Raw genomic sequence first — 11,947 nt, forward strand, 5'->3', positions numbered from 1 at the left:
GCCAGCCCTCCGCCGGCAGCCCCGCGGGCGCTGCGGCGCAGACGGGCACAGCGCCCGGCGCAGCACAGCCGCCGCAGGGAGACAGCATCCTCGGCCGCTACTTCGGCTTCGTGCCGACGTCTTTTACCGCGCGCATTCCGCGGGACGAAGTGACCTACGGCAGCAGGCGGCTGGAGCAGCTGTTCGCCGCCGTCCGGGCCAAAGGCAAGTACGTCCGGTTGTTCGAGCGGCACGTGCCCGAGCAGCCGAGACGAACCGCGTCCGTCCCTTACGAGACTTGGCTCGCCGTCAATTACAAGGTGGAGCTGGCTTGCGACATGAAGCGCAGCGAAATTCACTCTCTGGGCATCCAGCTGCAAACGGGCGTGATCCGCGAGCGGTTCATGGATTGGATCGCTCCGGTCGATTTTACGCCGCAGCTGCCCGCTCACGTCTACATTACGCCAGACCGGATTGCGCTGCCCCGCGCGGTGCTCTACCTTGAAGAGCATCTGGAAAGCAAGCTGGCCAAGTACGACCACCGCTGGGCGAAAGAAGCCCAGCTTCGGCTCGCGGATGAACAGGCCCGCGTCCGCGATTATTACGAGGCGCTGCTCCAGAGCGCCGAGCCCGATCAAAGGCCGGACATCGAGGCGCAGTACGCCGGTCGCTCCCGGGAAATTGAATGGCAGTACCGCCCGCGCATCCGAATATCCGCCATCAACTGCGGATTGTTCCACGTTTCCTCTGCGAAACCGCCCGCGTACTGACGAACGGGCGCGAAACGGTACGTTTTTCTGGGGAAAGTATTTTTGGACAGACTACAGGTTCTAACAATCTTTTCGGCGCATACCTTGTACAATAAAGGCATATTCGCAGCGGAATGCGCATAATGCCGATCTCAGGCCAACGACTCCTAAGCGAAGCAGGTGAAACTATGAAAAAGCTCACGTTCGCGCTCGTCTCGCTGCTGCTCGGCACAAGCCTGCTTGCGGCCTGGCCGCTCGAATCGCCCCCCGCGCACGCGGTAGAGGAAACGAAGCCTACGGCTCCTCCGTCCTCGCCGCCGATGGAATCGGCAGCCGACATTGCCGCTCCGACGCTGCAAGCGGCTGTGGAGCGGTTTATGAAGCAGCTCGCGCTCCAGCCCGGCTTCGAGCCGTGGCAGCAGGCGTCCTGGACAAGCTATCCGCTCGGACCGGGCATGCACGGCTGGGTCATCATCGTAAGCGCCGAAGGCTCGGAAGCGGGCTATCTGGTTATCCACGCCGAAGAGCAGGATACATACCGGCTGACCGAGTACGGCACAGGCGCGTACCCGTTATTCAGCTTGCAAACGCTGCATCGAAGCTTGGTGCAGCTTGAACTTATCGAATATCCGCATCATACCGAAAGATTATACTTCGGCCCGCTGCAGGCGCTCTGGAAAATAACCGTACAGAACGCGGACCGCATCTGGTATATCGACGCCAAGACCGGCGAGGAAATGCCCTTCACAGGCGACGTCAAGCTGCCCAAAAGCAAGGCAGCCCCAGCGCCGAACGTTCAGGCATTCACCAATACCGATGCCAAGCATACGATACAGGAAAGCGGACAAATGGAGCCGGCGGAGCCTTATGCCCGGCTGCCGTGGGTGCAAGGCAAGTCCGACCAGCCGCTCCCCTTCGACGACCTCAAGAAGCTGATCGCTCAAGGCAGCAAGCCGGTGTACGCCGCCGAGCTTTACGAAGGCAGCGTTACCCTACCGCTTCCCGTCGCAGGCTTTCAGGTATGGTCCAGCGGGGATCGCTTCGTGCAATTCCGGCAGGACGACGACCGCTTTCTTCCCTACGAGGCGCTGCAGCGTCTCGGCAGCTTTTATCCTTAACTACGGTTTTCTCCTCTTCCCTATATAGAAAAGCTTCCCGCCTGACGGCAAGAAGCTTTTCCTTTTTTTATTTATCGAACTCACCGCTCCGCCCCTTTGCCCAAGCTTCTCCCGAGACGCCGCACACCCTCGCGCAAAGGCTTCGTCCACATGCCGATCGCAACCGGCAGCATGCCGAACCAGCGGTACTGCCACGGCTCCTTGCCTTCCCTCCGGTCCGCCCGCACCTGCCTGCGCACCTCCTTCGGCATCTCGATGTACCGGACGAACCGCTCCGTTACATATTTCACAAGCTCGTCGCTTTTCGCCATGTTGCCGTTCACCTCTACATCCCAGTATGGTCCGCATCCGGTTGCGGCAAACCTGCGCTTCGTCCTATAATGAAATCGAGCGTAAAATCGCGGTCCGGTTGGTAGCCCGGATGCACGGGTTCTCCCGGCTTTTAGGAGATGCAAGCCCGTGTCATATCCTTCCCCCCTCGGGATGTCCATCGCTCGCAAGACGTAAGGAGGGGAAAGCATGAAGCTTACCGTTTATTTTGAAGGTGAATTTTGGGTAGGTGTGACGGAGCACGAAGCGGACGGCAAAGTCAAAGCGAGCCGTTACGTGTTCGGATCGGAGCCGTACGACGCCGAGGTGATGGAGTTCGTGCAGTTTCGTATGCTGCCGCTGCTCGCGCAAACGTCGGTGGGCGTCAGCGTCGATACCGTGGCCCGGCGGGGCCGCGTCAACCCGAAGCGGCTCGCCCGCGAAGCCGCCCGCGAGATGGAGCGCAAAGGCGTCCGAAGCGCAGCGCAGGAAGCGCTGAGGCTAGAGCTGGAGCACCGCAAGAAAACGCGCAAGATCGTCTCCCGGGAGCAGCGTGAAGCCGAGAAGGAACGCAAACGCGAAATCGCCATTCAAAAAGCGAAAGCCAAGCACCGCGGCCGATAACGGTCGCGTGCAAAAAAACACCCGGATGCCGGGCTGTCTGCGACAGTCCGGACAAACGGGTGTTTTTGCCATGGATATGAGGTTTAAATTTTCTCCGGCGCCTCGAGACCGATCAGCGCCAAGCCGTTCTTCAGCGTAATCCTTACGGACTCCACGAGGGCAAGACGCGCTTTGCGCACTTCGGCATCTTCCGCCTTCAAAATCTTGCATTCATGATAAAAACGGTTGAAGCTTTGCGCCAGATCGACCAAATACCGGCTGATAATGGAAGGCTCCAGCTTATGCATCGCCTGCTCGACCCGTTCCTTGAACAAATACAGCTGCTTCAGCACGCCTTGCGCCTCTTCGTTCTCCAGGTGCTTCGGATCGAAGCCTTCGAACGACTGCGTCTCCGACGGATCGGCTTTGGCCAGTACGCTGCACGCCCGCGCATGCGTGTACTGCACGTAAGGACCGGTTTCGCCTTCGAAATTCAGCGCCTCGTCCCAGGAGAAGACGATATCTTTAATCCGGTTGTTGCTCAAATCGTTGAAAATAATCGCCCCGACGCCGACCTTGCGTGCAACCTCGTCTTTATTGTCCAGATTCGGATTTTTCTCTTCAATAATTTCGCGGGTCTTCTCGATCGCTTTGCCGAGCAGATCCTCGAGGTTGATGACATTGCCCTTCCGGGTCGACAGCTTCGCGCCTTCCAAGCTGACTTTGCCGAACGGCACGTGCAGCATTTGCTTCGACCAATCGTAGCCCATCAGCTCGATCACTTTGAACAGCTGGTTAAAATGCAGGCTTTGCCCCGCATCGGTCACATAGATTCCTTTGTCAAAATCGTACGTGTTCTTGCGGTACTTGGCCGCCGCCACGTCGCGCGTATGGTACAGCGTGCCGCCGTCCTTTTTCACCATGAGCGCCGGAGGCATATTGAATTGGTCGAGCCGGACGAGAAGCGCTCCGCCGTCTTCTTCCAGCAGTTTTTTCGCCTTAAGCTCGTCCAGAACCTCCGCCATTTTATCGTTGTAGAAGCTTTCGCCGGCATACGAATCGAACTTCACGCCGAGCAGTTCGTACATCTTGTGGAACTCCTTCAAGCTGATGTCCACAAACCAGCGCCACAGCCTGTGCGCCTCTTCGTCTCCCTGCTCCAGCTTCACGAACCACGCGCGCGCTTCGTCCTCCAGCTCCGGCTTCACGTCGGCTTCATCATGAAACTTGACATAAATGCGCTGCAGCTCGTCGATGCCTTCCGCTTCGACAGCCGCCTGGTCCCCCCACAGCTTGTAGGCGACGATCAGCTTGCCGAACTGCGTGCCCCAGTCGCCGAGATGATTGACGCCCACGCTGTTATATCCCATAAAATTGAAAATGTTATAAAGCGCATTCCCGATCACCGTGGAGCGGAGATGCCCGATGTGGAACGTCTTCGCGATGTTCGGCGAGGAGAAGTCGATGACGATGTTCCGACCTTGACCGTATTCCTGCGAGCCGTAACGGTCTTGGCGCGCCAAGACTTCACCGACGACTTCTTTGGCGAAATCGGCCGGGTTCAAAAATACGTTAAAATAGCCGGACACCACGTCGACCCGCTGAACGGCCGCATTGTCGCTCCAGCCCGCCTTGAGCTCTTCCGCAATCGCCTGCGGCGCCTTCCGCAGCTGCTTGCTAAGCTTGAAGCAGGGCAGCGACAAATCCCCCATCTGCGGATTCGGCGGATATTCGATCAGCTCCGCCAGCGCTTCCTGCGATACGCCTTCGAGCTTTGCCGCCAGCTGCCCGGCCAACCATTGTTTGTAATTCATACACGATGTGCCCCTTTCTTCGAACGAACGCCGTCATCCCAGCCGTACGTCTTTCATACAAGAAAGCACCCCGGTCGGGGTGCCGTTTTTCAACGTCGCACTTAGGTTTTGCCAGCCTTTGCATATGTTCCATTATATCGGGCGCGAAAAACCGAGTCAAGCCGGGTTTGCTGCGTCAGCTCAAGGATTTTGCCCGTCCGGCGGCACTTCGTTCCGGCATGCGCGCGATTTTGGTATGAAATTTGGACACCGACGAAAAAATAAGGGAGGAAATCCAAAACAACCTTTAATAAGGAGGCGTTCGTTCATGCCGTTGGTTCCTTTCGAACCGTTCAGACACGTCGATCGTTGGAAAAAAGAAATGGACAGATTTTTTAACGAGGGGCTGCCTTCCGCATTCGGATTCCAGCAGGAGTTCGGCGCGCCGCGGATGGACGTCTATGAAACCGAGAGAGAGGTCATCGCCCACTGCGAGATTCCGGGTCTGGAGAAAAAAGAGGACGTGGACATCCATGTGGAGCATCAGACGCTCACGATTGTCGGCACCGTACACAAAGTCCAGGAAGCGAAAGAAGAGCAGTTTCACCGCAAGGAGCGCTATACCGGCCGCTTCCAGCGCACGGTAGCGCTGCCGGCGGAAGTGGAGGCCGAGGGCACGGTCGCCAGCTACAAGAACGGCATTCTTGAAGTGAAAATGCCCAAGACTCAGAACAACGCCAGAAAGCGGATCGACGTGGAATTTCATTGATTAAGTGAATCGCTGAATAAAAATCAAGTTCATCGTTGTTCTTTTATAAACAAGGATGAACTTTCTTATCCACTTACGCACAATACGCTCTTGCTCCGATCCCACACAAACACATTGGTTTTGTTCCTTCAAGTACTGGTTAATCTATCGTCAGATCACATTTATTCGTTCGGATTCAGGAACGAAATTCAGGTATCAGGAGATAATTTCCAGTACTTTTGTATTAATCCTATTGTCCCTTACATTGTTATTAGATGAGATTTATAAACTTTTTTTGTCATTTTAGTAGAAAATTGTCGAATAATAAATAAGAATAAAGTGATTACCAATTTAATCATTTTTATGAAATAATTTCTATATACTAAAAGAGAGGTGATATCTAATACCATATAATTAAAGCTTTTTAAAGGAAGAATCATTTGTTTTAACGGAAGTGTTACTTACAAATAGGCGGTTTATCTTCTTTAATGAAATTAAACTTTCGGATGAATACATGCTTATCTAGAGTTTTGTTTAATCTCTTCAATTTCTTGATGCAATTTGCTGATTTTTTTATTGATCTTTATCGTATTTAGCATAATCACGAATAAAAAGACGATAATTAACACCCACGGCAATACAGTAATACCAGCACTTATATAGATTTGCATCATATCTATCTGAGGACTTGGATTCATTTCTTTATGTCACCACCTAAAAAAGTTTATTAAAATTATACCATATTATATATTAGGAGTAAAAAATATGAAGAAAATTGCATATGCCTTATCTCTTTCGGCAGCACTGTCTCTTTCGAGTGTCTCTGTAGGTTTTGCAGAACAAGCGCCGTTATCAGCCAGTACTCAAAAATCTATTAATTTAAACGAAAAAGAAGCTGAGTCTATCAAACAAGCATTTACAAGAATTGGAGTTAATCCAGAAACTCAATTAAAACTAATTAATAAAATCGAATCGGGACAATTGTTGGATTCCATCAATCCTGATAAGCAGCACCTGGGCATTACGTCTAAATCTGTTGAGGAAACCGACGTGACTTACACCGAAAATATCATAACCACTTACCCGGACGGCTCACTAAAGAAAACGTCCATTACAAGAGCTAAACTAACTGCTCCTACATATCCTATATCTACAATGGGTTCAGGCGTTAAGCCAGGTCAAACAACGTGCGGCTCAGGATACTGCTCGATCCAAAATGCTTTAGTGTATTCAGAAACTGGAGTTTGGACTGCTCAATTTTCCGCAGACTATACCCTTGTTGATGGCGATAATAACGATTACATTAGTGATGTATCCGATTATCAAATAAGTACAAGTTTGTTCACATCTTATTCTGAACCAAATCTAAGAATTGAAAAAAGAAATGAATCCCTTGAGGGGCCCGCCAAGGCCAGTCTAACTTTTATCTTAAAAACTCTAAGTGGATCAATAACCCAGTCCGTTCTCTTTTATGTACAAAATAATTCAACCTATGTATCTTAAAATACAGAAGGAATAAGTTTCCACTATTGGATAAGTTTTCTCAGGCCCGCCGTCCAATTGTAATCCAATTGAAATATGCTTTTCATCTTCCCTTAATGTACAGCCTTTATAATAAAGCTCGACCCCCTTTTTCATATAGATTCTCTCTCGACCCGCGGCCCGTTGCTTGCGGGTCGCTTTTTTTCATAGAAAAAACCGGAGCTTCCGGCTGCTGCCGGTTTCCTCCGGTTTACGAGTTTAAAGCATTTTCTGCATCATGACAACGTCCAGCAGCTTGCCGAATTTGAAGCCGACCTCGCGCATCGTGCCAACGGTATCGAATCCGAACTGCCGATGAATATGAATGCTGCTGCCGTTGCCCTCCACGATCCGCGAGAGCACCGTATGCAGCCCGGCCCTTTTCCCTTCGGCCAATACGGCTTCCAGCAGCTTTTTCCCCAGTCCCTGACCGCGGTGCCCGTCCCGGATATATAAGGAGAGCTCCGCCGTGCGCGCATAGGCCAGCCGGTCGGAATACCGGTTCGCGGCAGCCCAGCCGAGAATCAAACCGGCGTCCTCGGCGACGACGACCGGGTAAGCTTCGCCGTGCTGCTCGAACCATTCCAGCTGCTGCTCCAGCGTGCGCGGAACCGTATCGAACGTCGCTACCGTCGTTAACACGGCTTCGTTATAAATATCCAAAATGTGCGGTATATCCGCATGTCCGGCCCGTCTGATCTCCATTAGAAGCCCGCTCCCTCTCACGAAATGCCAGCGATTTTTCCGCCTACTATAGCAAGGTTTCGCAAGAAATGCAAGACTGAGACCGGGAAGCGGTATATCATAGACCGAGCGTTTCCGTCATTTCCTTAAGAACCGTCTCATCCTTCATCATGCTCACGGCTTTTCGGAAGTCCGTATACATCACGCGGTCTTCGTCCAGAAACGGCACATGCTTGCGGCATTGGGCGTATACCCACGCCGTTCCCTTGCCCAGTCCGTCGGCTCCCCGGTAATCGGCCGCTTGCGAGCCGCACAGCAGCTCGATCGCGACGACGTTGTACGCATTTTCGACGATTTTGGCCGCTTTTCTCGCGCCGATCGTTCCCATGCTCACGTGATCTTCCTGATTCGCCGAGCTTGGAATCGAATCGACGCTGGCCGGATGCGCAAGCGATTTGTTTTCGGACACAAGTGACGCCGCGGCATACTGCGCAATCATGAAGCCCGAGTTCGTGCCGCCGTACTTCGTCAGAAACGGAGGCAGCCCTCCGCTTAGCTGGGGATTGACCAGCCGTTCGATTCGCCGCTCCGATATATTCGCCAGCTCCGCCACGGCGATCGAGAGGAAATCCATCGCCAGCGCAACCGGTTGGCCGTGAAAATTGCCTCCGGAAATCACTTTCTCCTGCTCGGTGAAAATGAGAGGATTATCCGTTACCGAATTCATCTCGATCACTAATTTATCGTGGATATATTGGAGCGCATCGGCCGAAGCGCCATGAACCTGCGGGACGCAGCGCAGGGAATAAGCGTCTTGGACGCGCAGCTCCCCTTGATTCGTCATCAGACGGCTGTCCCGGGTCAGCTTGCGGATGTTCGAAGCGACCTGCCGCTGGCCGGCATGCGGGCGGATGTCGTGGGTTTCCGGTTCGAACGCCTGCCTTACGCCCTGCAAGGCCTCGGTAGTCAGAGCGGCAGCGCAATCGGCCCATTTGGCCAACTGCAGCGCATCCCAGCAAGCCAAAGCGCCGACGGCGGTCATGACTTGGGTACCGTTGATCAGAGCCAAGCCCTCCTTCGCTTCAAGCGACACCGGTGCGATTCCCGCCTTGTCCATGGCCGCTTTTCCGTCCAGCTTCTCTCCCCGGAACAATGCCTCCCCTTCCCCCATCATGACCAGCGCCAAATGGGACAACGGGGCCAAGTCGCCGCTGGCGCCGAGCGAGCCTTTCTCCGGAATCAGCGGCACGACGCCCTTGTTCAGCATCTCGACCATCGTTTCCACGACGGAGTAGCGTATCCCGGAATAGCCTTGAATCAAAGCATTGATGCGCAGCAATATGATCGCTCTCGCCACTTCCTCCGGAAACGGATCGCCGATCCCGCAGGCATGGCTGCGGATCAAATTAACCTGCAGCGTCTTCGCATCCTCGCTCGAAATGTACGTATCGCTGAATTTGCCGAAGCCCGTAGTCAAGCCGTAGACGACCTTTTTCTCCGCCAGCAGCTTCTCGACATACTGTCGGCTCTTCGTTACCTTCGCTCTCACCGAAGCGTCAAGCTCGATTTCGTAGCCGTGGCGCGCCACGAGCACGACCTCCTGCAAGGTCAGCTTGCCGCCGCCGATCGTAATAGGTGCCGTTTTGATCATCACGAATCACTCTCCTTAAGAAATGGACACAAAAAAAGAGGCCACACCAAATCAATGGTCATGACCTCTAAACGAAACTATAAGACTATGGTCTAAAATTATTCAATTGAAAACGCCGATCCGGTCATTCAAATGTGGTTGATGCCGAAGCCCAGAACCTCATGCTCGAAGCCTTTTTTCGGAGCGCCGATCGTGCCGTACATGCATACGCAGATCCATTCCCCTTCGTCCTGCCGGTCCTGCGCGGTTGATAATGGACCGCGGACAATGGCGAAGGTTAGTCCCACCGTGCGCAATACGTCCCGAATCTGAGGGGTTCCGCGGCTCACGCCCTGCAGAGCCTCCAGGATCGCATGGTACAAGCCGTGCGTCTCCCGGTACCGCTTTTCATCGATGATCTGATTGTTTTTGGCAGCGGTTTCGATGGCCGCAATGACTTTCGCGCTGTCCATGGAGCCGACCTTCCCGACGGTATGCCGGTATCCGTCCGATTCCAGCTTCCGTACGATATCCGCCCCCATCTCGTGATCGTGCATCATCGTCAATAAGGCGGTTAATTTGCCGATAGTAGAAGGAATCCCTTGCTGGCCCGTCACTTGCATGCCCCTTTCCTGCGGAAAGCCACAATAAAAATAAAAAAGACGCTACAACAGCAAATGGGAAAGCTGCTTCCCGCTCCCATAAGACTTGCCTTGTATCGACCCGACTATACGCTAAATTGTCTAAAAGGATTTTGCTTATCGCTAAAGTATCTGATGAAATTGTATCATACATCCGGCGGATTGACAATGAGACCTGAGGCTTCCCAAAACTCGCGCAAGCAGCGGTGCCGGCTCCATTACATCGTAAACGGAACCGGCAATCCGGCCGCCGCATTTGAAGGACTCAGAGCTTTTGCATGATCGATTCCATGACTTCCAAGCCTTTCATCTGACCCATAGCAAGCGGTCCGACAATCTCCGTATCAATGATAAAGAGCTTGCCCGTTTTTACAGCGGTAAGACTATTCCATACGGCACTCTTTTCCAGTTCCTTCAAAGTCATTTCGGCCTTCCCGGTGAAATCCTTTCCGAGAAAAATATAATCCGGGTCGACAGCGCCTACCCCTTCCAGGCTAATCTCGCCCCAGTCCTTCATGCCGTCAAATTTCGCAAATCCAAGTCCTTTATAATAAGGTTCCATGCGAACCCCACCGTAATAATTAAAGCCTTTGCCCCACGTCATCATAAAGATGGCGGTTTTTCCTTTTACTCCGGTTTGCTCGAATTTGCCTGCAAGCTTGAGCAGCTTGTCATTATAGTCCTTGACATATTGCTGCGCCTTGTCTTCTTCCCCGATCACCTCAGCGACTTTGCCGATCGTGTCCTGCCAGTTCTCCGATTCCGGGATAAGTACGGTAGGTGCGATCTTCGACAGTTCATCGTAGATTTTCGCGTCCTCTCCCCAACCGATGATCACATCGGGTTTCAAATCGAGCAATTTCTCGATATTGGCCTCGCTGCCGAGGTCTTTTGCTCCGCCTTCTTTGGTATAGGCATCATATACGGGAAAGTTGCGAAGCGATTGCAGACCGACGACGCCCCTTACGACAGACTCCTCACCAATTGCGTACAAATGGTCCGCATACGGAAAATAGGTCACTACGATTTTCTGCGGTTTGGTTTTGAGAAGGGTTTCTCCCTTGGCATGCTTAATGGTCCTTGGAAAGGAAGCGCCCGCGCTCGCATTGGCGGCCTCATTCACCCCTGCGTTCTGAACATCCGCCCCGTTTTTTTTCTCGGCATTGCCGCAAGCCGTAAGCAGCAGAAGGAGCAGTATCATTACGGTAACAAGGAAGCTTCTTTCTTTCGTGGTAGATGCAGCGAACACACAGATTCCTCCGTTCAATGGATATGAAACTTTCGAATTTTTACAGTGCGGTGCTTGCTTGATTGACGGCCTCCTAAATAATAATGATTTTCATTATCATTGTAAAGCCATGTCTTCCGCAAATCAATTCAAATATACATCGGATGCCTCTTGAAAGTTTCTTCGCGCAAGAAAATCAAGAGCGTGATATTTATGCAGCCATCGCTGATTCAACAAGACATAAATTGCTACGCTTGTTGGCGGACGTGGAGGAATTGCCGCTCAATGAGTTGACTGTTCATTTTGATATGGGTCGTACTGCGGTTTCAAAGCATTTGGCAATCCTTAAAGAGGCTGGTCTCGTAATCAGCAGAAAGGTCGGCAGGGAAACGCGTTTTCGGCTGAATGCTGCCCCATTGAGAGACATTGAGAATTGGGTATCGTTCAAATTTGCAATGAGAGAATATCACTCTTGAACCAAATATTGGACTAATAACTAAAATGAGTTTAACCGTATCCGATCGAGAAGGTATGACTCGCCTTTACGGATGCAAATACTCTTGCAAAATGGACAATGGCTAACGATTTTAAACCTGTCGTCGGACATAAATTTCAGTTTCGGAATGATCTTGAACACACAGGATTCGAAAAAGAAGATCAAGCGTTCAATGGTGCAAAATATGGTTAGGCGAGAATGGGCGAAGAACTTAAAAAAAGTGTTAGAGGAAATGGTAGACTAAACCTCTGAGCCTGTTTTTTAGCATTAAGCTAACGTATATAGAAAAAGCAAACGGCTCGGTATAGGACTTAGAGTGAGGAGGCGTTCTTTTGAAAGAAAACAGTTGCATTAAGCAGCATTTCCGACCTCAACTGGATTGTCGTTATAAAAAAAGCTCTTTAAATTACGAATTCGTAATTTAAAGAGCTTGCTCGTTTTTGAGGTG

General features: G+C 52.1%; 12 protein-coding genes. 6 read left to right on the forward strand and 6 right to left on the reverse strand.

The annotated features are described in order from the left end of the window. Together PEH01S_RS32725 and PEH01S_RS32730 are read left to right on the forward strand one after the other, a co-directional pair. Positions 1-749, forward strand: a 749-nt coding sequence (locus PEH01S_RS32725) for a YqhG family protein (protein WP_127490285.1), incomplete at its 5' end; no start/stop codon positions are given. 167 nt (positions 750-916) lie between these two features. Beyond that, positions 917-1,846: a hypothetical protein gene (locus PEH01S_RS32730; protein WP_127490286.1), complete on the forward strand. Its 930-nt coding sequence runs from the start codon at positions 917-919 to the stop codon at positions 1,844-1,846. An 80-nt stretch (positions 1,847-1,926) separates the two neighbouring features. On the opposite strand, the gene PEH01S_RS32735 is transcribed toward PEH01S_RS32730, so the two are convergent. Beyond that, positions 1,927-2,157 (reverse strand): YqzE family protein, encoded by a 231-nt coding sequence (locus PEH01S_RS32735; protein ID WP_025851255.1) that lies wholly within the window; start codon positions 2,155-2,157, stop codon positions 1,927-1,929. 208 nt (positions 2,158-2,365) lie between these two features. Here PEH01S_RS32735 and PEH01S_RS32740 point away from each other — a divergent pair, with 208 nt between their 5' ends. Next, the gene (locus PEH01S_RS32740; protein WP_127490287.1) at positions 2,366-2,779 is read left to right on the forward strand and encodes a YjdF family protein; all 414 of its coding nucleotides are present in this window, start codon (positions 2,366-2,368) and stop codon (positions 2,777-2,779) included. An 83-nt stretch (positions 2,780-2,862) separates the two neighbouring features. Here PEH01S_RS32740 and argS read toward each other — a convergent pair whose 3' ends face one another. Next, positions 2,863-4,572, reverse strand: coding sequence for an arginine--tRNA ligase (argS, locus tag PEH01S_RS32745; RefSeq protein WP_127490288.1), 1,710 nt, complete (start codon positions 4,570-4,572; stop codon positions 2,863-2,865). A gap of 307 nt (positions 4,573-4,879) precedes the next feature. On the opposite strand from argS, the gene PEH01S_RS32750 reads away from it, so the two are divergent. Both PEH01S_RS32750 and PEH01S_RS32755 read left to right on the forward strand, forming a co-directional pair. Further along, positions 4,880-5,320, forward strand: a complete 441-nt coding sequence (locus PEH01S_RS32750) for an Hsp20/alpha crystallin family protein (RefSeq protein ID WP_025851252.1) — start codon at positions 4,880-4,882, stop codon at positions 5,318-5,320. Positions 5,321-6,064: 744 nt separating this feature from the next. Then, positions 6,065-6,802: a hypothetical protein gene (locus PEH01S_RS32755; protein ID WP_025851249.1), complete on the forward strand. Its 738-nt coding sequence runs from the start codon at positions 6,065-6,067 to the stop codon at positions 6,800-6,802. Between the two features lie 237 nt (positions 6,803-7,039). On the opposite strand, the gene PEH01S_RS32760 is transcribed toward PEH01S_RS32755, so the two are convergent. The 4 genes from PEH01S_RS32760 to PEH01S_RS32775 form a co-directional block, all read right to left on the reverse strand. Beyond that, the gene (locus PEH01S_RS32760) at positions 7,040-7,525 is read right to left on the reverse strand and encodes a GNAT family N-acetyltransferase (RefSeq protein WP_127490289.1); all 486 of its coding nucleotides are present in this window, start codon (positions 7,523-7,525) and stop codon (positions 7,040-7,042) included. Positions 7,526-7,622: 97 nt separating this feature from the next. Further along, the gene (gene hutH / locus PEH01S_RS32765) at positions 7,623-9,155 is read right to left on the reverse strand and encodes a histidine ammonia-lyase (protein ID WP_127490290.1); all 1,533 of its coding nucleotides are present in this window, start codon (positions 9,153-9,155) and stop codon (positions 7,623-7,625) included. A 128-nt stretch (positions 9,156-9,283) separates the two neighbouring features. Further along, on the reverse strand, positions 9,284-9,757 hold the full coding sequence (hutP, locus tag PEH01S_RS32770) for a hut operon transcriptional regulator HutP (protein ID WP_025851245.1): 474 nt from the start codon (positions 9,755-9,757) through the stop codon (positions 9,284-9,286). Between the two features lie 283 nt (positions 9,758-10,040). Then, positions 10,041-11,024 (reverse strand): ABC transporter substrate-binding protein, encoded by a 984-nt coding sequence (locus PEH01S_RS32775; protein WP_246063135.1) that lies wholly within the window; start codon positions 11,022-11,024, stop codon positions 10,041-10,043. A 143-nt stretch (positions 11,025-11,167) separates the two neighbouring features. On the opposite strand from PEH01S_RS32775, the gene PEH01S_RS32780 reads away from it, so the two are divergent. Beyond that, complete coding sequence (locus tag PEH01S_RS32780) at positions 11,168-11,479, forward strand: ArsR/SmtB family transcription factor (protein WP_127490292.1); 312 nt, start codon at positions 11,168-11,170, stop codon at positions 11,477-11,479. Positions 11,480-11,947 lie beyond the last annotated feature (468 nt).

It is taken from the genome of Paenibacillus ehimensis NBRC 15659 (assembly GCF_004000785.1).
In the GTDB taxonomy this organism is placed as follows: domain Bacteria; phylum Bacillota; class Bacilli; order Paenibacillales; family NBRC-103111; genus Paenibacillus_G; species Paenibacillus_G ehimensis.

Excerpts from the sequence above, each read along its gene's own strand:
- PEH01S_RS32730 (WP_127490286.1), top strand. The coding sequence starts at position 917 with ATGAAAAAGCTCACGTTCGCGCTCGTCTCGCTGCTGCTCGGCACAAGC.
- PEH01S_RS32735 (WP_025851255.1), bottom strand. The coding sequence starts at position 2,157 with ATGGCGAAAAGCGACGAGCTTGTGAAATATGTAACGGAGCGGTTCGTC.
- PEH01S_RS32740 (WP_127490287.1), top strand. The coding sequence starts at position 2,366 with ATGAAGCTTACCGTTTATTTTGAAGGTGAATTTTGGGTAGGTGTGACG.
- argS (WP_127490288.1), bottom strand. The coding sequence starts at position 4,572 with ATGAATTACAAACAATGGTTGGCCGGGCAGCTGGCGGCAAAGCTCGAA.
- PEH01S_RS32750 (WP_025851252.1), top strand. The coding sequence starts at position 4,880 with ATGCCGTTGGTTCCTTTCGAACCGTTCAGACACGTCGATCGTTGGAAA.
- PEH01S_RS32755 (WP_025851249.1), top strand. The coding sequence starts at position 6,065 with ATGAAGAAAATTGCATATGCCTTATCTCTTTCGGCAGCACTGTCTCTT.
- PEH01S_RS32760 (WP_127490289.1), bottom strand. The coding sequence starts at position 7,525 with ATGGAGATCAGACGGGCCGGACATGCGGATATACCGCACATTTTGGAT.
- hutH (WP_127490290.1), bottom strand. The coding sequence starts at position 9,155 with ATGATCAAAACGGCACCTATTACGATCGGCGGCGGCAAGCTGACCTTG.
- hutP (WP_025851245.1), bottom strand. The coding sequence starts at position 9,757 with ATGCAAGTGACGGGCCAGCAAGGGATTCCTTCTACTATCGGCAAATTA.
- PEH01S_RS32780 (WP_127490292.1), top strand. The coding sequence starts at position 11,168 with ATGCCTCTTGAAAGTTTCTTCGCGCAAGAAAATCAAGAGCGTGATATT.